The 17,758-nt window shown below is 64.3% G+C and carries 15 protein-coding genes; 6 read left to right on the top strand and 9 right to left on the bottom strand.

Features of this window, described 5'->3' with window-relative positions; translation table 11 throughout:
• From J4D52_RS12365 to J4D52_RS12385, 5 genes are all read right to left on the bottom strand, one after another.
• Positions 1-1,006: type I secretion system permease/ATPase (locus tag J4D52_RS12365; RefSeq protein ID WP_258537756.1), on the bottom strand; the 1,006-nt coding region annotated here is incomplete at its 3' end.
• Between the two features lie 238 nt (positions 1,007-1,244).
• Positions 1,245-1,628, bottom strand: a complete 384-nt coding sequence (locus tag J4D52_RS12370; protein WP_025808751.1) for an AprI/Inh family metalloprotease inhibitor — start codon at positions 1,626-1,628, stop codon at positions 1,245-1,247.
• Between the two features lie 105 nt (positions 1,629-1,733).
• Positions 1,734-3,182: a serralysin family metalloprotease gene (locus tag J4D52_RS12375; RefSeq protein WP_025808750.1), complete on the bottom strand. Its 1,449-nt coding sequence runs from the start codon at positions 3,180-3,182 to the stop codon at positions 1,734-1,736.
• 299 nt (positions 3,183-3,481) lie between these two features.
• Positions 3,482-4,582, bottom strand: coding sequence for a P1 family peptidase (locus tag J4D52_RS12380; protein ID WP_053279322.1), 1,101 nt, complete (start codon positions 4,580-4,582; stop codon positions 3,482-3,484).
• Positions 4,583-4,591: 9 nt separating this feature from the next.
• Positions 4,592-5,956 carry an APC family permease gene (locus J4D52_RS12385; RefSeq protein ID WP_102676744.1) on the bottom strand — a complete coding sequence of 455 codons (1,365 nt, stop codon included), beginning with the start codon at positions 5,954-5,956 and terminating at the stop codon, positions 4,592-4,594.
• 230 nt (positions 5,957-6,186) lie between these two features.
• Between J4D52_RS12385 and J4D52_RS12390 the strand changes: the two genes are divergently transcribed.
• On the top strand, positions 6,187-6,990 hold the full coding sequence (locus J4D52_RS12390; RefSeq protein ID WP_102676743.1) for a helix-turn-helix transcriptional regulator: 804 nt from the start codon (positions 6,187-6,189) through the stop codon (positions 6,988-6,990).
• Between the two features lie 7 nt (positions 6,991-6,997).
• On the opposite strand, the gene feaR is transcribed toward J4D52_RS12390, so the two are convergent.
• The 4 genes from feaR to J4D52_RS12410 all read right to left on the bottom strand — a co-directional run bounded on the left by feaR (position 6,998) and on the right by J4D52_RS12410 (position 11,865).
• Positions 6,998-7,936: a transcriptional regulator FeaR gene (gene feaR / locus J4D52_RS12395; RefSeq protein WP_102676742.1), complete on the bottom strand. Its 939-nt coding sequence runs from the start codon at positions 7,934-7,936 to the stop codon at positions 6,998-7,000.
• A gap of 148 nt (positions 7,937-8,084) precedes the next feature.
• Positions 8,085-8,678 (bottom strand): DUF3156 family protein, encoded by a 594-nt coding sequence (locus J4D52_RS12400; RefSeq protein ID WP_219736261.1) that lies wholly within the window; start codon positions 8,676-8,678, stop codon positions 8,085-8,087.
• Positions 8,644-10,173 carry an APC family permease gene (locus J4D52_RS12405; RefSeq protein WP_102676740.1) on the bottom strand — a complete coding sequence of 510 codons (1,530 nt, stop codon included), beginning with the start codon at positions 10,171-10,173 and terminating at the stop codon, positions 8,644-8,646. The genes J4D52_RS12400 and J4D52_RS12405 overlap by 35 nt, the downstream gene beginning before the upstream one ends.
• Before the next feature lie 204 nt (positions 10,174-10,377).
• Complete coding sequence (locus J4D52_RS12410) at positions 10,378-11,865, bottom strand: aldehyde dehydrogenase (RefSeq protein WP_102676739.1); 1,488 nt, start codon at positions 11,863-11,865, stop codon at positions 10,378-10,380.
• 350 nt (positions 11,866-12,215) lie between these two features.
• Between J4D52_RS12410 and J4D52_RS12415 the strand changes: the two genes are divergently transcribed.
• The 5 genes from J4D52_RS12415 to J4D52_RS12435 all read left to right on the top strand — a co-directional run bounded on the left by J4D52_RS12415 (position 12,216) and on the right by J4D52_RS12435 (position 17,677).
• Complete coding sequence (locus J4D52_RS12415; RefSeq protein WP_063431125.1) at positions 12,216-13,550, top strand: aspartate aminotransferase family protein; 1,335 nt, start codon at positions 12,216-12,218, stop codon at positions 13,548-13,550.
• Positions 13,551-13,711: 161 nt separating this feature from the next.
• The gene (locus J4D52_RS12420; protein ID WP_102676738.1) at positions 13,712-14,401 is read left to right on the top strand and encodes a LuxR C-terminal-related transcriptional regulator; all 690 of its coding nucleotides are present in this window, start codon (positions 13,712-13,714) and stop codon (positions 14,399-14,401) included.
• Between the two features lie 92 nt (positions 14,402-14,493).
• Positions 14,494-15,309: a molybdenum cofactor biosynthesis F family protein gene (locus tag J4D52_RS12425; protein WP_102676737.1), complete on the top strand. Its 816-nt coding sequence runs from the start codon at positions 14,494-14,496 to the stop codon at positions 15,307-15,309.
• A 224-nt stretch (positions 15,310-15,533) separates the two neighbouring features.
• Positions 15,534-16,916 (top strand): aspartate aminotransferase family protein, encoded by a 1,383-nt coding sequence (locus tag J4D52_RS12430; RefSeq protein ID WP_102676736.1) that lies wholly within the window; start codon positions 15,534-15,536, stop codon positions 16,914-16,916.
• Complete coding sequence (locus J4D52_RS12435; RefSeq protein WP_102676735.1) at positions 16,913-17,677, top strand: SDR family oxidoreductase; 765 nt, start codon at positions 16,913-16,915, stop codon at positions 17,675-17,677. The genes J4D52_RS12430 and J4D52_RS12435 overlap by 4 nt, the downstream gene beginning before the upstream one ends.
• Positions 17,678-17,758: the final 81 nt, after the last annotated feature.

Consider the following 17,758-nt stretch of genomic DNA (forward strand, 5'->3'; position numbering starts at 1 on the left):
TGACCTGCTCGAAGCTCACCTGGCCCTTGGGCGCGGGCAACGACATGGCCGTGTCGCTCGGCGGGAAGGCCTGCAGCAGCGAGTCCAGGCGCTGGTAGGCCAGCTTGGCGGAGCTCCATTGCTTCCACACGGCGATCAACTGGTCGATCGGGCTCAGTACCCGGCCCATCAGGATCGAGCCGGCGATCATCATGCCGGCGGTCATGTCGCCCTTGATCACCAGCAAGGCGCCCAGGCCCAGCACCAGCGATTGCAGGCACAGGCGCAGGGTCTTGCTCAGCGAACTGATGACCGCGCCGGTGTCGCTGGCCTGGTTCTGCAGGCCGAGAAAGCGCGAGTGCACCTCGAACCAGCGCTTGCGCAGCGCGCCGAGCATGCCCATGGCCTGGATGGTCTCGGCGTTGTGCAGATGGCTGGTGGCCAGTTGCGTGGACTTCTGCGAATAGCCGCTGGCTTCGCCCAAAGGCTTCTTGGTCATCGCCTCGTTGAGGTACGCCAGGGCGATCAGCAAGACCGCGCCCGCGGTGGCGAACACCCCCAGCCAGGTATTGAACAGAAAGATCACGAACAGGTAGATGGGGAACCAGGGCGCGTCGAAGAAGGCGAACAGCGCCGGCCCGGTGACGAACTGGCGGATATGGGTCAGGTCGCCCAGGGACTGCCCGGCATGCCCTTCGCCGCGAAACAGGTTGCGCTCGAATGCCGCCTGGTAGACCCGCAGGTTGAAACGCCGCTCCAGCTGGCTGCCGATGCGGATGACGATGAAGCTGCGCACCACCTCCAGCAGGCCGATGAACGCGAAGAACCCGACCACCATCAGCGACAGCATCGCCAGGGTGGTTTCGTTCTGCGAGGAAAGTACCCGGTCGTAGACCTGGAGCATGTAGATCGAGGGGACCAGCATCAGCACGTTGATCAGGGCGGTGAAACACCCGACGCTGATCAGAATGCCTTTGTAATCGCCCAGTGCCTTGAACAGCGGTGCAGTGGTCTTCGCCATCTTCATTGGTCTTTCCTGAGCTGTATATCCCGTGCCAGGGGCGCAGGACAAATAAACCGCCCGTACTTGAGTCGGGACATTATTGGATTATTGTGGCGGACAGGCGAAAGGACTCTACCGCCAGACGAAACGGAGTTCTAGTTATTTAGTTGTCTTTAATCGAACGAAGGACATCGCGTATATGGCATTGCCTTATACGCTTATCCATACAGATACATTTAAAGATGCATACAGCCGCGATTATTCAGGGTGTACGCTGCAATATAATCGTTGCACCTGATTTCAAAGTGCCTTGATATAAGCCTTCTTTCTGGCGACTTAGAAAGATGATCTTCGAGCCTTCTTTGCCGGTCACGGCAATACCGTCCGGCTCGGGAAACCAGCCGATGGCCGAATCGCCCAGCCAGGCGGAAAAACACTCGGCGCCAGCACCCAGGGTGCCGTTCAGCTCGAGGTCCAGGGCACAGTGCTTGGCAGGTTGCGCCGGCTGCGACAGCTGCCAGTGTCCGGCCAGTTCCGCGGGGTCTGCCAATCTCAGGCTGCTTGCCATGCTTGTCTCTCCATAAAACATCATCAGCGTCGCGATCAGGTACGCGCCGGCCTTAGCGATCAAGGCAGTTCGAATCATAGGGGGGTCACTCCGGGGCACAGCCTCAGGCAGTTCGCCAGTCAATGCAAGGTCAGAGGGCGACGCCTGAGCGCCACCCTCCTCCTTTTACCTTACAGCAACCACTCAGGCGACGATGTCGGTGTAGGCCGCCTGGCCGACGGTGCTGACCAGGAAGTCCGCCACGCCGTGCCCGGAGAAGTCCACCGACAAGGTGCTGTTGCCAGCCGAGGTGCTGAGGATCGCGTCGCCGGCGTTACCGGTGAACGCGCTCACGAAGTGCAGCCCCGCGCCCTTGGTGATGCCGGTCAGATCGATCTTGTCCAGGCCGCTGACAAAATCCAGTATCTGGTCGGCCGCGCCCGGAGCGGAGTCCGAGCTGGCACCGAAGACGAAGGTATCGGCACCCGAGCCACCCCAGAGTTTGTCCGCCCCACCGCCGCCGTAGAGGATGTCGTTGCCGGCACCGCCCTTGAGCTCGTTGGCCACCTGGTTGCCGATCAGCAGATCGCTGCCGGAACCGCCGATGGCGTTCTCGACGGTGACGCCCTTGGCGATGGACACGTTGCCCACCAGGCCGCCAACGTCGGAGAACGAGGTCTCATTGAGGTTGATCTTCTGGTTTTGGGTAAAACCGGAGAAGTCCAGGGTGTCCTTGCCGCCCGCGTCCCATACCGAGAACACCAGCTTGTCCGCCGACGAGGTCGCGCTGAGGAAATCGCGACCGGTGTTGGAGTTGAAGCCGTAGGTGGTGTCACCGGTACGGGTGGTGGTGTTGGCCCCGTAGAGCTTCTGGATCGCCGCGATATCGTCCATCAGCGGGCCGGACGAATAGGCTTCGACGCCGGCCTTGCTGAAGTTCTGGCTGGTATTGCTTTCGCTCCAGTAGCTCATGACGCTGTAACCGCGCGTGTCCTGTCCATAGGTCGCGTCGTTATAGGTCGGGTTGCCGTTCCCAGCGTTGTAGTCGCCAGGGTGGGCCAGGCCCAGAGAGTGACCGATCTCGTGGGTCAGCGTCTGCCGGCCGTAGTTGTTCAGATCGGGGTTCTTGTTCTGGGTGTAGCTGCTGTTGATCAGGTACCAGGACGTACCGTCGTAGCCAGCGCCGGTACCCGGCAGGTAGGCGAAGGCCGCCGCGCCGTCCTGACCGCCGCTGTAGTTGCCGAAGGTCATGTGACCGTCACCACCGGAAGCCTTTTCGGTGAAGGTGACGTTGGCCACATCAGCCCAGGATTGCATGGAGAGCACGGCCTGGGCTTTCTGCTGGGTGCTGAACTGGCTGAACCCGGAGATGCCATGCTTGTACATGGTGCTCGAGGAGGCCGAGGTGAGGAAGGTATAGGTCAGTTCGATCTTGCCGCTGCCGTTGAGGTCCTTATAGGAGGCACCGTCGCGCAGTATCTGGGTAGCTGCTTGATCGACTGTGTAGGAGGGTTTGCCATTGACCGTCAGATTGCCACCCCGGTCATACTGATGGCTGAAGCTATTGATCTGGTTGTAAGCCGAACTTGCCGCGGCCAAGGGCACGAGTTCTTGTTCGGCGGTCACAATAGCTTTCGATTTAACTTTCGACATAAACACACTTCCTTGTAATCAATGGAACAGTTTTTGTCCGATAGCGACAATCCCTGGCGAGATCGTCCTATCACTCGCCCTATCCGGGCGTAAGCAACCTGACACAATTTGAAATCAGGCGTCCACTACTTTTTGACGCCTGATTTTCGCTGTTCCAGCAAACTCCCGAAAACAATGACTGGTGAGTCGAAATATTCTTTAAGCCTCAATACCCGTTGGTAATTGTCCGACAATCTCGAATTTAAATATTAAATAACAGTACAGATAGATTTGCAGACTGCGTCGCAGTTTTTAGTTGATCACGGTTTGTTCCATCCAGTTAGTTTCATGGCTTCTAACAAGGTTTCCCCGGTCAGTGCCGGAACGCTCGCGCCACTGTCCGCGGTCATAGGTTCGCCGGCGAGCAAGGCGTTGACGATGGCCTCCTCCACCGCTTCGGCGGCGGCGCTGAACAGGGCCGAGATGTAATCGTTGTTGAGCATCGCCAGGGGCGTGCTGAAAGGCACGCCCTGGCGCCCGTAGGCGGAAGGCGGCAGGTCGCGGTTGCCGGTGGCGAAGGCCAGGAAGATATCGCCACTGGAATCCTCGGTGCCGCCGCCGGTGCGGGCGATGCCGATCGACGCGCGCTGCGCCAGGCGCTGGCACTGGTGCGGCAGCAAGGGCGCGTCGGTGGCCAGGATCACCACGATCGAGCCCATGCCCGGCGTACCGCGCTGGGCGAAGGGCGACGGGAGGCCGGTCAATTGCCGTCCCACCGGATAGCCGTCGACCCGCAACTCCTCACGCTTGCCATGGTTGGCCTGGACCAGCGCGCCGACCGTGTAGCCACCCTGCTCCCCCGGCACCTGGCGCGAGGCCGTACCGATCCCGCCCTTGAACTCATGGCAGATCATTCCGGTGCCACCGCCCACCGCGCCCTCACGCACCGGCCCGGACTCGGCATTGTCCAGGGCTTCGCGCACCTGCTGCGGGCCGACATGCTGGCCCCAGATATCGTTGAGCAGACCGTCGTAGGTCTCCATCACCACCGGCATGCACCAGTACTCCGAGGGGTCCGCCAGGCTCCTGTGTTCCTCGGCGATCAGCGCGTCGCGCACCACGCCGACGCTGTGGGTGTTGGTGATGGCCAGCGGCGTGGTCAGCAGGCCCGCCTCGCGGATCCACTCCAGCCCGGTGGCATCGCCGTTGCCGTTGAGCACATGGCAGCCGGCGAAACAGGGTTGCAGTCGGGCAAATCCCTCACGGGGCTGGATCAGGGTCACCCCGGTACGCACCTGCTTGCCGTCGACCGTCGTCCTGAGGGTGCTGTGGCCTACCCGTACCCCCGGAACATCGGTGATGGCATTGAAGGGGCCGGGAGTACCCAGGCCCAGGCTGATCCCCAATTGACGTGCGCGCATGACTTCTCCTTAGAGTTTCTGGAACGCCGGGCTGAACCGGCCGTTGGTGCCATACAGGATCACCGACAGCGCCAGCAGGCCGACGATCACCATGATGTCCCTGAGCGAAGCGTCCAGGAACAGATTGAACAACAGATAACCGGCGCCGATCACCGCCAGCAGCGCCGGCAACGGCCACAGCGGCATGCGGTACGGATGCTCGCGATTGTGCAGCAGCACCCGGCTCATCAGCGCGCTGAGGGCGACGATCAGGTACACCAGCATGATCAGCAGCACGCTGAACGAGGTCAGGTCGGCCAGGTTCGAGCTGAAGCTGAGCACCGCCGAGGGAACGGCCAGGAACAGCGTGGCCAGCCACGGCGAATCCCAGCGCGGATGAATCCGCGTGAACAGGCGGTTGATGCCCGGCGTCCACAAGGCATCGCGACCGCTGGAGAACACCACCCGGCCGATCTGGATCACGATGGCGACAATGGCGTTGAACACCGACAGGAAGATCCCGGCGCTGACCACCCGCGACAGGGTTTCGTTGCCGTGGCTGGTGAGCAGGTAGCCGATGGGATCGGGGCTGGCGAGCATCGCGCTGAGGGACGGCGCGCCGATCAGCAGTGCGGTCAGCGGCACCAGCTCGATGATCACCACAAGGGCCAGCGACCAGAGCACCGCCTTGTGCACGCCCTGCCCCTTGCATTTCATGTCTTCGGCCAGCAGCACCGCCGGGCCGTAACCGTTGTAGGAAAACAGGCCGATGCCCACCGCGCCGATCACCAGAGCCCAAGGCGCCAGCTGCAGCACGCCGTTTTCGACGATCTGCGGCTGCAGCAGGATGCTCGCCGGCTGCGAGGCATTGCCGAAGCCCAGGAAGACGATCACCAGCAAGGCGGCGATCTCCAGCAGCAGGCAGGTGCCGGTGATCCAGGCGTTGAGCTTGATATTAAGGATGCCCAGCGCATAACTGCAGATCACTATCACCAGGGCCACGGTCTGCGAATCGAAGCGCGTGCCCAGGGCATTGTTCAGGTAAGTAGCAGCGCCAGTGGCCAGCACCGGCGGAATGAACAGCAGCATCACCAGCACCGTGAGAAAGGTCGCGTACCCGGCCATGCCGCCGAACACCCGCTTGGCGTACACATACTCGCCGCCGGCGCTGTTGTGGGCGCGGCCCAGTTCGGCGTAGCAGAAGGCGAACATCAAGGCCAGCAGCCCCGCCATGACAAAGGCCAGGAACACCCCGCTGCCGGCCTGGTGAATGGCGAACGGCGCGATGACGAAGACCGAACTGGCCGGGGTCACGCCCGACACGGTAATGGCCACTACATCGAACACGCTCAGCGTGGGTTTCAGGGCGCCTTCCGGCGCGCAGGGAGAGCTCATGTCGTTATCCTCGTGATTATTTTTGGTTTGAGGCAGAAACGAAGAACGTCAGGCGGATGCGCTCTGGGTCGCACTTGATGGAGGCCACTTTAGGCAGCCGGGGGCACAGGGCCAATTCCCCTATTGGAGTACTCCCCCTTGACGTGGCCGGGCAAATCGCCGAAACCGTGCTTCCACCTGGCGAAAAGCAGCACGCCAGACCACAACGGCATCGACGCGGAGCCACTTATTTGATCACTCTGTTCAGGGAAATCGGCATGCATGCCGGACTCGGGCGCACCCTCTCGCAGATCGGCGGCGAGCGCTTCTGGAAGCAACTGGTGCTGTTGCTGCACCAGGCCTTGCCGTTCGATAACGCCCTGGCGATCTTCTATCCCCACAACGGCCAGCCCATCGCCCTCGAGGAATACGATGCCGAGCCTTCGGACAAGCCGGCGTCGATGCTCACCTACCTCAACGGCCTGTACCTGCTGGACCCGTTTTTCCAGGCCTGCCGCGAGGGTTACCCCAGCGGCCTGTACCGCCTGGAAGAAGTGGCGCCGGACCATTTCCGGCAGACCGAGTATTTCTCCAGCTACTTCCACGACAATGTGCTGGAGGACGAACTGCAGTTCATCCTGCAGGTCCCGGAGGCCGGCACCCTGTCCCTGTCGCTGGGCATGCAGCGGCCGTTCAGCGCCGAGGAAATCGGCCAGCTCACCACCTTCTCGGCCTGGGTCCTGCCGCTGATGCAGCAGCATTGGCAGCAGAGCCACCAGCGCCCGCCAGCGCCCGTCGCGGAAGAAATGGCCAGCCAGATCCGCGACGCCCTGAGCCATTTCGGCTGTGGCGTGCTGTCGGACCGGGAAGTGGAAATCGCCCGGCTGATCCTCCGCGGTTTTTCCTCCAAGGCCATGGCCGAGCGGCTGAAGATCTCGCCGGACACCATCAAGGTGCACCGGCGCCATCTCTACGCCAAGCTGGACATCTCCTCACAGCCGGAACTGTTCTCGCTGTTTATCCAGTCCCTGGGACACGACCTGGAAAACCCTTGAGCGCCCCTCAGGCATTCAGCGAACGGGCCCGGTAATCCCGCGGCGACTGTTCGAAATGCTTCTTGAAGGTGCGGCTGAAGTGCGCCGAATCGGTGAATCCCCACTTGAAGGCAATGTCAGTGATCGACTCGTGGCGCAGGCGCGGGTTGCTCAGGTCCGCCGCGCTGCGGTCGAGGCGCGCGCGCTGGATGAAACGACAGACGCTGTCGCCCTGCTCTTCGAACAGCCGGTACAGCTGGCGCACCGAGATATTCATCTGGCTGGCCAGTGACACCGGGGTCAGGCTGGGCTCGGTGAGGGATTGGTTGATCAACTGCCGGGCCTGGCTGCGCAGACAACCACCATGCTGGCTGTCGTAGCCGTCGAGGCTCGCGCCGGGAGTCTGGCGCAGGGTCGGGCCGAGCAAGGCGATCAACGCTTCCTGCAACGCCTGGCCTTCCTGCTGGGCGGCGCAACCTTGCAGTTCGTCGCCACAGATCTGCTCCACCAGCAGGCGCATCAAGCGGCCACTGGCGCAATTCTGCGAGAGCTTGCCGAACTTGCGCTGCTGCGCCGGCAGATGGCGATACACCTCGTCCCGGGACAGATGCAGGGAGGCGTGTTCGATCAGCCCGTGGGGGACGATTTCGCAGGCCCCGGCCGAGTCCAGCAAAGCCATTTCCCCGGGTGCCAGCTCGATGCACTCGCCGCCCTGGCTGATCTGGGCATGGCCGCTGCGTTGCATGATCAGGAAACAGTGCCGGTCGTCTTCATGATCGACGCTGGTGCTTTTGCGCGAGATCAGTCCGGCATTGGTGCGGATCTGCGCCACCTCGAGGCCGGCGTAGTCGCGCAAGCCGACTTCACCGATGAACAACGCCGAATTCAGCGCCTGGCGAGCGTCGAACCGACCACAAACCCCCTGCAATGCGCCGACCCAGGAACCGAAACTATGCGAAGCAAGCACTGTGCACCTCCAGAAGCCGGTTGAGACCGCCTTTGTTGTTATGGCGATATCATTAACATGTTATCTATTTGCCGGGCAAGGAAGCCCGGCGCAATGGATAGTTTGTTATAGCCTAAGCACGGGCTATGCCAGCACGGGTGGGAATACTTCAGTGATCGCTCAACAGTGAATGCAGGCGCTTGAAAGCCGCCAGCAAGGCTTTACGCTGCTCGGCGCTCAGGCGGATATAACGGCGGAAGCCGGGCAGCCGGTTGACCACCTCGCTGGCGCCGAAATGCTCCAGGCGCACCAGCCAGCCCTGCTCGTCGCGCTGCAATTGCAGGCGCTTGAAGTCCAGCGGCAACAGCGCCGCCAGCAGCTGCGGGTCGCTGTGCAGCTGCTGCAACAGCCCTGCCCATTCTTGCTTCGCGCCCTGTTTCAGGTCAGCAGCGACGCCTTGGCGGCGGATCGCGCCGGTATGGCGGATATCGATCCGCACCTGTGGCCCCGGCGAGCCGGGGACGCGCAGGCGAAACTCGCAGACCACCAGGTGCATCAGGAACTGCGCCTGTGGCAGCTCCTGGACCTCGAAATCAAGGCCCTCCTCGGCCCAGGTGAAGCGCGTCAGCCCGGGTGCCTGCGCGGCACAGTCGAGCCCCGACAGGTCGCGGCGCAACTGGTTCAGGGTCACCCCCGGGCGATAACCCGAGGGTGGCCGCCGCCAGAACTCAGAGAGGTTTTGCCGCCAGCTTGTACTGTTCATCGGGCTTGGCTCCAGGCAGGGCTTGCGCTTGGGTTTCAACTGGGGATTCCAGGTTGAAGGCGTTCTCCAGCACCTCTTCCACCGGCACCGGGCGGAACGGGTTGACCTTCTGCACGAAGACCGTCCAGACCAGCGCATAGATCGCCGTCAAGCCGAGCATGCTGCCAAAGGGCACGTAGATGTCCCGCGGGTTCATCCCCGGCGGCGTGATGAACCACATGCCCAGGAGGATGCCGATGGAGGAGACGATCTGCGGCAGCGGGAACCAGGGCGACTTGTAGGCCCTTGGCAAATCCGGGCGGCGGATGCGCAGCACCACCACCGACAGGGTCACCAGCAGGTAGGCGGTGCTCCAGGCACAGACCGCGGCCAGCACCAGGTGCATGATGTTGTCGGTGCTGCCGCCCAGCCACCAGGCGTGCAGGCAGGGAATCAGCACCGCCACGGCGATGCACAGCAGCGGCGTCTTGAAGCGCGGGTGCAGGTAGGTGAAGGCCTTGGGCAGCGCGCCGTCCAGCGCCATGCCGTAGAGGATGCGCGGCAACCCGGCCATCAGCGTGTTGATGGTCGCCGCCCCGGCGAACAGCAGGCCGACGCCCAGCCAGATCCGTCCGTACGGCCCCATCACCTGCTCGGCGAACTGCGGAATGGCCATGGGCGTGTCCAGCAGGTGCACGCTGCCGTCTTCGCTCAGCGCAGTGTTCGCCACCTGGCGCTTCATCGCCGCACCGTAGATGAACATGCAGGTGGCCACCCCTACCAGGCCCAGGGCCATGGCCCGGGGAATGGTTTTCGCCGCCTTGCGCACCTCCGGCGTCAGCGGCGTGACGAACTCGCAACCGACGAACATGAACATGGCCATGCCCACCAGCGAAAGAATGGTGGTCAGATCGGTGCCGACCATCGACTCGCCGAACCAGCCGCTCAGTTCCACCGCCGGCGCCTTGAACACCCCGACCACGCCGAAGATGATCAGGGTGGTCCACATGCCGAAGGTCAGGATCACCTCGGCGCGGCTGAACGCGGTGATGCCCACGGCGTTCAGCAGGCCGAAGAAGATCACCAGCCCGACACCCACCAGCCAGGCGCTGCCGCTCTGTTCCAGCAGGGTGTTGAGGGACTCGAAGTTCACCAGGGCCATGACGCCGCTGAGGATGGTTTCCGCCGTGCCGGCGAACACATGCACGATCAGGTAGGCGGAAATGGTCCCGGTGATCGCGAAGAAGCGTCCCAGGCCGCAGGCCAGGTAGTCGTACACCGAACCGGTGGTGGGAATCATGCAGGCCGCTTCGGCGAAGGTCGTCGATTGCGCGAGCATCATCAGCATCGCGATCAGCATGGCCGCGGCGAACGCCCCGCCACCGATGCCGAAGCCGGTGGTGGCGGTGAGGATCACCGGGCTGGCCATGATCAGGCCGACGGCGCTGGCCAGGGCCGTGGGAAAGCCGACCACGCCCTGGTTCAGGTGGCGGGTGAGTCTGTCGTTGAAAGACATGGTGCTGGACCTCGAAAGCATGGGTGATGTTGTTGTTTTAGGCATTTCAAGGGCACGCCGGGCGGGCGTGTTTTACCTGGCTGTCTGCGCAGCCTGGCCGGTTGCGTCCGACTGTAGCCGCTGCCGGAGGCTGCGATAAGGTCCGCAGGACCTTAAAGTACGCCACGCTCCGAACGCGGCCCGCCTGCGGCAGCGACTACGGGATCAGAACGCGATACACACCGACTTGTTCTCGGTATAGGCCTCGATCGCCGCGTGGCCCATCTCACGACCGATGCCCGATTGCTTGTAGCCGCCAAACGGCATCGAAGGGTCGAGCATGTTGTGGGTGTTGACCCAGACCGTGCCGGCCTTGATCCGCGGGATCAGGTCCATGACCTTGGCCAGGTCGTTGGACCAGATGCTCGCCCCCAGCCCGTACTGATTGTCGTTGGCCAACGCCACCACCTCATCGATATCGTCGAAAGGCGTGGCCACCACCACCGGGCCGAAGATTTCCTCGCGCACCACCTGCATGCCCGCGTGCACGTCGGCCAATACCGTCGGGCGCACGTAGAAGCCCTGCTCGCCATAGGCGACCCCGCCGCACAGCACCCGGGCGCCATCGGCCACGCCCTGGCCGATCATGTCCAGCACGCGCTTCTGCTGCTTGGCGGAAATCAGCGGGTTGACCTGCGCCTGTTCGTCCAGCCCGGGGCCGATGCTCAGGGAGCCAGCGATGGCCGACAAGCGTTCCAGCACCTGGTCGAAGATTGCCCGCTGGATATACAGGCGCGAACCGGCGGTGCAAACCTGGCCTTGATTGAAGAAGATCGCCCCGGCGGCGCCGGCGGCCGCGGCCTGAGGGTCGCAGTCATCGAGCACGATCACCGGCGACTTGCCGCCCAGCTCCAGGGAAAACCGGGTCATGTTGTCCACCGCCGCATGGCCGATGACCTTGCCGATCTGGGTCGAGCCGGTGAACGCCAGCTTGTCGATGCCCTTGTGGGCGGCCAGGGCCGCGCCGGCCTGGGCGCCGCTGCCGGTGACCACGTTGACCACCCCCGGGGCGATCCCGGCGTCCAGGCACAGTTGACCCAGGCGCAAGGCGGTCAGCGGGGTTTCGTCGGCCGGCTTGAGCACCACGGTGCAGCCGCAGGCCAGGGCCGGCACTATCTTCCAGATGGCCATCAGCAAGGGGAAATTCCACGGCACTATGGCGCCGACCACGCCCACCGGCTCCGGCACCGTGTAGGCGCGGTACCGGGCGCCCGGGACGGCGGCGATGGACAGGTCCAGGCTCTTGCCTTCGATCTTGGTCGCCCAGCCCGCCATGTAACGGGTGAACTCGGCGGCGGCGCCGACTTCCAGGGCCCGGGCCAGGTGGATCGACTGGCCGTTGTTGAGGGTCTCCAGCTGCGCCAGCTCTTCGCCGTGGGCTTCCAGCAGATCGGCCAGCTTCAACAGCAGGCGCTCGCGATCCGCCGGGCGCTGCGCCGCCCAGGGCCCCTCGAAGGCCCGCCGTGCGGCGGCCACGGCCAGGTCGATATCGGCATCGGCGCCGGCGGCGACGCGGGTCAGTTCTTCGCCAGTGGCCGGGTTGAACACCGGCATCTGCGCGCCGGACAAGGCCGGCTGGCTGCGCCCGTCGATCAACAGGCCGTGCTGGCTGTCGATAAAGGCAGCGACACGTGGGTCGATGGCAATACTCATGGGCAATCCTCGCTAGTTGGCCTCATGGATCGAACTCTGAGACCAATGCCGGCCAGCGTCTTGATTCTGGCTGCCGCGAAACTTGCCACTGGCTGCCAACCCCACGGCCCCTAGGAGCGAGGCTTGCCCGCGAAGGGCTGCGCAGCAGCCCCAAAGCCAGGCGCCGCATTTCGTCTGTGATGCATAGTCGTCCAGACCGCCGTCATCGCGGGCAAGCCTCGCTCCTACAGGGACGGCGTCATCCTCCTGGCAGTGGCGATCAAGAACCTGGCACACAGAGGCAAGCAGGCAACCGGCAAAGGGCGCACTACTATGTCCCACGCTGTCCGTGCGTTTTCAGGAGACTCAACGTGAGCGAACCAAGCCGCTTCTGGCATCCCATGCTGCACCCCAACGAAATGCAACAACGCGAGCCGATTCGTATTGTCCGTGGCGATGGCTGCTATGTGTACGACGACCAGGGCCACCAACTGGTGGATGGCGTCGCCGGGTTGTGGAACGTCAACGTCGGCCACAACCGCAAGGAAGTGAAGGCGGCGATCACCGCCCAGCTGGACGAACTGGAATACTTCCAGCTGTTCGACGGCGTCAGCCATCCGCGCGCCGAAGAGCTGTCGCGGGTGGTGATGAACCTGCTGGAACCCGAGGGCATGCGCCGCGTGGCCTTCAGCTCCGGCGGCTCGGACGCCATCGAGACCGCGCTGAAACTGGCCCGCCAGTACTGGAAGCTCGAAGGCCAGGCCGACCGCACCAAGTTCATCTCGCTGCGCCAGGGCTACCACGGCACCCATTTCGGCGGCGCTTCGGTCAACGGCAACACGGTGTTCCGGCGCAACTACGAGCCCCTGCTGCCCGGCTGCTTCCACGTCGACACCCCGTGGCTGTACCGCAACCCCTACAGCCAGGACCCGGAAGAACTCGGCAAGATCTGCGCCGACCTGCTCGAGCGGGAAATCCAGTTCCAGAGTCCCGACACCGTGGCGGCCTTTATCGCCGAGCCGATCCAGGGCGCCGGCGGCGTGATCGTACCGCCGGCCAACTACTGGCCGCTGATCCGCGAGGTCTGCGACAAGTACGGCGTGCTGCTGATCGCCGACGAAGTGGTGACCGGTTTCGGCCGCAGCGGCTCGATGTTCGGCAGCCGCCTGTGGGGCGTGAAACCCGACATCATGTGCCTGGCCAAGGGCATCACCTCCGGCTACATCCCGCTGGGCGCCACGGTGGTCAACGAGCGGATCGAGTCGGCATTCAGCAAGAACGGCAACTTCACCGGCGCGATCATGCACGGCTACACCTACTCCGGGCACCCGGTGGCGTGCGCGGCGGCTCTGGCCAGCCTCGACATCGTGGTCAAGGAAGACCTGCCGGCCAACGCCGCGAAGATGGGCGACTACATGCTCAATAAGCTGCTGCCGTTCGCCGAGCGCTTCGACAGCGTCGGCGAAGTGCGCGGCAAGGGCCTGATGATTGCCCTCGACCTGGTGGCCGACAAGAGCAGCCGCGAGCCGATCGACCCCATGGGCGGTTATGCCAACCAGGTGGCGCAGATTGCCCGCGACAACGGGGTGATGGTGCGTCCGGTGGGGACCAAGATCATTCTGTCGCCGCCGCTGGTGATCCAGCCGCCGCAGATCGACGCCATAGTTTCCGCCCTGGAGCTGGGCTTCACCCAGGCCCGCCGCTGAGGCCGTGATAACCGCTGCCGTGTTCCTCGCCTCCCGGGCGCGTGAACCGGCAGCGGTTTTTTGCTCTCCGGCAATCCCGACAATGTCCATACTGCATCGCTACTTGCCCGCTTCTTCTGCCCATTGACGCAAAGCCGTCAGTATTCGCCAGGAGCCCTTCGATGATCAGTACCCATAGCCTCAACAGCCCCCTGCCCAACGCCCATGAACTCGGCCAGCGCTGCATCGGCGCCTTTACCCGGGTGGTGCCGGCGACCCTGTGCGCCTTCTATCGCATCGACGCCCAGCTGCAGGCCGAACATTTCTCGCTGTACCACATGAGCCAGCAGATGCATGAGGCCTACCTGCAACGCTACCGCCACTACGACCCGCTACGCCCGCGCAACTGCGTGGCGGCGGGCCGCCCGGTGCTGTCGCTGCACATGGGCATGGCCCAGCAGGGGCGGCATGAAACCGAGGTCTACCAGGGTTTCCTGCAACGCCACGGGGTACGGGATGTGGTGGAGATCCTTGCGTGCAATGCCAGCGGCAGCCCGATCGCCGGCCTGTCTCTGCTGCGCGATGCCAGCCTGGGCCCGTTCCGGCCCGACGAACTGAACACCTTGCAGGCGCTGCAAGGCCTGCTGGAAATCGCCGCCCAGGCGCCCTATTCGCGCCACGACGAACGCCTGGAGGCCCTCACGCCCCGGGAACGGCAGATCGCCTGGCTGCTGCGCGACGGCGCCTGCAACAAGACCATCGCCCAGCAGCTGGCGCTGGGCCTGCCGACGGTCAAGACCCACCTGATCAACCTGTTCCGCAAGGTCGGGGTGAACAACCGCACCGAGTTGGTGAGCGCGCTGTTCCTGTAAAAAAACCGCCGCGCCTCAACCATTCGGTTGATGGGCAACAAGGGCTTGCATGATGAACATGAGGTTCTCCTTCATCGACAAGAACCGCCCTCATGAACCTGCAACCCGAATGGATTACCGTTGGTGCCCTGGCCGAAGGCTTTGCCGCCGACAACCATATCCTGCCCAGCCTGGATGACCTCAACGGCCGCAGCCTGACCCTGCATTTCGCCAACGGCTGGCGCATCGAACACCTGTTCGGCTCGCAGTCGCTGCATTGGCAGGACGCTGAAAGCGACGCCCGCGGTGAGGCTGTTTATCGAGCCACTTCAATACGTTCCGGCATTTACCTGGTGGACTTTCTCAAATCGGAGAACGGCCAGGTCCACTCGGTGAGCCTGATCCTCGACCTGGGCCGGAACATCTTCACCGCGGTGATCGGGCAGATGCCGAGCCAGGCCGAGACCCGGGTCGACCTGTTCAGCCGCGCCCTGTCCGGCCGCGAGCTGACCAGCGTCCAGGCCCAGTTCATCCACGGCAGCATCGACGCGCCGCACAGCGCCAGCAGCCCGCAACACGCGCTGACCGAGGAACTGGTCGGCCTGCGCAACCAGTACATCTACAGCGCCACCGAGGCCTACGAGCACCTCTACCTGAACCGCAATTTCTACAGCTGGCAGTGCCTCAAGGGCGTCGAGCAGGGCCTGGCGGACACCGACCGCTGCCATTACTACAAGATTGCCGAACAGCTGTACCTGTTCGTCTGGCGCGAAAAGATCGTGCCGACCCTGGGCCTGGTGTTGATCGACCTGCAAGCGGGCAGGACCGACGGCAAGATCTTCGGCTACCAGGGCACGGACTTCGCCACCCCCAGCAACTTCCCGGTAGGCGCCCTCGCCCATGTGCTGAACCGCACCGCGTACATCTGATGCAGACCTGTAGCCGCTGCCGAGCGACAGCGAGGCTGCGTCCGATCTGGGCGGCACTCCGACGCAGCGGTCGCGATCCGGGCGGCACGTTCCGCCTGACACACCGCAAGCTCAGGTTTCGCGGCAACTGCGTTGCCGATCGCAGCCTCGCTATTGCTCGGCAGCGGCTACCCAGACACCGCCTTCGCTCTAGCCCCTCCTCTAAATCCCACAGGACTCCGATCATGACCCTCGGCCTCAACCTCGACCGCGTCGCCCGTTGTTACCAATCCGAGCTGCAACTGTTCGCCGAACGCCACCCGCGCTCCGCCGGCTTTTATCGGGAAAACCTCAAGCACTGGCTGTACGGCGCGCCGCTGCACTGGATGCAGCAATGGCCGGGGCTGTACCCGATCCTGGTGGCCGACGCCCAGGGCGCGACGCTGACCGACTGCGACGGCAACCGCTACGTCGACTTCGCCCTGGGCGACACCGGCGCCATGTTCGGCCATGGCCAGCCCGCCGTGGCCGAGGCCATCGCCCATCAGGCCCGGCACGGCTCGACCCTGATGCTGCCGACAGCCGACAGCCTGTGGGTCGGCCAGGAGCTGGTGCGGCGCTTCGGCCTGCCGTTCTGGCAGGTCACCACCTCCGCCACCGACGCCAACCGCTTTGTGCTGCGCCTGTGCCGGATGATCACCGGTCGGGAAAAAGTGCTGGTGTTCAACTGCAACTACCACGGCAGCGTCGACGAGTCCCAGGTCGAGTTCGACGCCGACGGCCAGATGATTCCTCGCGAAGGCGTGCACGCCAATGGCCTGCGGCACGACGCCACCACCCGGCTGGTGGAGTTCAACGACCTGCCGGCGCTGGAGGCGGCCCTGGCCCATGGCGACGTGGCCGCGGTGCTGACCGAACCCTTCATGACCAACGTCGGCATGGTCCCGCCCGCCCCCGGCTTCCACGATGGTTTGCGCGAGCTGACCCGGCGTTTCGATGTGCCGCTGATCATCGACGAAACCCACACCATTTCCTGCGGCCCGGCCGGCTACAGCGGCGAACACGGCCTGCAGCCGGACTTTTTCGTGCTCGGCAAATGCATCGCCGGCGGCATCCCCACCGCGGTCTGGGGCGCCAGTCAGGCCATGGCCGAGCGCATCTGGCAGGTGCTACCGCACTTCCAGCCCGGCCAGGCAATCAACCACTTCGGCTTCGGCGGTACCCTGGCCGGCAACGCCCTGCAGATGGCAGCCATGCGCGCCACCTTCAGCGAGGTCATGAGCGCGGCCAACTACGCCCACATGATCGCCCTGGCCGAACGCCTGCGGGCCGGGGTCCAGGCGCTGATCGCCAAGCATCGCCTGCCCTGGCACGTGACGCGGATCGGCGCCCGGGTCGAATACCTGTTCATGGACCACGCGCCGCGCAACGGCGGCGAAGCCCACCACGCCCGTCATGGCCTGATCGAGGCCTACCTGCATCTCTACCTGCTCAACCGCGGGGTGTTGCTGACCCCGTTCCACAACATGGCGCTAATGTGCCCAGCCGCCACCACCGACGACGTCGACCTGCACAACCGCCTGCTGGACGAATGCCTGGGCACCGTCACTCAAGGAGAAAATTCATGATCCTCGACCTCACCGGCCGTATCGCCCTGGTCACCGGCTCCGGCCAGGGCATTGGCCGCGCCATCGCGCAAATCTTCGCCGCCCAGGGCGCCAAGGTGCTGCTCGCCACTCGCAGCGAGGCCTCGGGCGCCGAAACCCTGCGCCTGATCCGCGAAGCCGGCGGCAGCGCCGAACTGCTGACAGTGGACCTGAGCACCCGGGCCGCGGCCAACCAGGCGGTAGCCGCCACCCTCAGGGCCTTTGGCGGGCTGGACCTGTTGATCCACAACGCCGCGGTGTTTCCGATGGAAAACCTCCGTGACCTGAGGGACGAAATCCTCGAGTCGACCCTGGCGGTGAACCTCAAGAGCTGTTTCTGGCTGACCCAGGCGGCGCTGCCGGCGTTGTGTCAGGCCGAGCATCCGCGCATCGTCATCACCTCCTCGGTGACCGGGCCGCGCACGGCGATTCCCGGGCTGTCCCACTACGCCGCGTCAAAGGCCGGGGTCAACGGCTTCATCCGCGCGGCGGCCCTGGAGCTGGCCGAACACCGAGTCACCGTCAATGGCGTCGAACCCGGCCTGATCGCCACCCAAGCCATGGCCAACCTCGGCGACTCCCCGGCCCTGGCCGCCGGCATCCCGCTCAAGCGCCTGGGCAGCCCGCAGGACATCGCCCACGCCATGCTGTTTCTCGCGTCCGAACAGGCCGGCTATATCACCGGGCAGACCCTGATCGTCGATGGCGGCGCCCTGCTGCCGGAAAACACCCAGTTCACCTGAGACCTGACGCCTTACCCGCGGCGCCCGCCCGGGCGCCGGCACTATCAGCTGTCCGTTTCCGGCGCCGTCCCGTCTGGGCAT

Source organism: Pseudomonas sp. GW460-12-10-14-TSB1, assembly GCF_017349775.1.
GTDB lineage: Bacteria > Pseudomonadota > Gammaproteobacteria > Pseudomonadales > Pseudomonadaceae > Aquipseudomonas > Aquipseudomonas piscium.

Coding starts and splice junctions, on each gene's coding strand:
- J4D52_RS12370 (WP_025808751.1), bottom strand. CDS start 1,628: ATGATTCGAACTGCCTTGATCGCTAAGGCCGGCGCGTACCTGATCGCG.
- J4D52_RS12375 (WP_025808750.1), bottom strand. CDS start 3,182: ATGTCGAAAGTTAAATCGAAAGCTATTGTGACCGCCGAACAAGAACTC.
- J4D52_RS12380 (WP_053279322.1), bottom strand. CDS start 4,582: ATGCGCGCACGTCAATTGGGGATCAGCCTGGGCCTGGGTACTCCCGGC.
- J4D52_RS12385 (WP_102676744.1), bottom strand. CDS start 5,956: ATGAGCTCTCCCTGCGCGCCGGAAGGCGCCCTGAAACCCACGCTGAGC.
- J4D52_RS12400 (WP_219736261.1), bottom strand. CDS start 8,678: ATGAACAGTACAAGCTGGCGGCAAAACCTCTCTGAGTTCTGGCGGCGG.
- J4D52_RS12405 (WP_102676740.1), bottom strand. CDS start 10,173: ATGTCTTTCAACGACAGACTCACCCGCCACCTGAACCAGGGCGTGGTC.
- J4D52_RS12410 (WP_102676739.1), bottom strand. CDS start 11,865: ATGAGTATTGCCATCGACCCACGTGTCGCTGCCTTTATCGACAGCCAG.
- J4D52_RS12420 (WP_102676738.1), top strand. CDS start 13,712: ATGATCAGTACCCATAGCCTCAACAGCCCCCTGCCCAACGCCCATGAA.
- J4D52_RS12425 (WP_102676737.1), top strand. CDS start 14,494: ATGAACCTGCAACCCGAATGGATTACCGTTGGTGCCCTGGCCGAAGGC.
- J4D52_RS12430 (WP_102676736.1), top strand. CDS start 15,534: ATGACCCTCGGCCTCAACCTCGACCGCGTCGCCCGTTGTTACCAATCC.
- J4D52_RS12435 (WP_102676735.1), top strand. CDS start 16,913: ATGATCCTCGACCTCACCGGCCGTATCGCCCTGGTCACCGGCTCCGGC.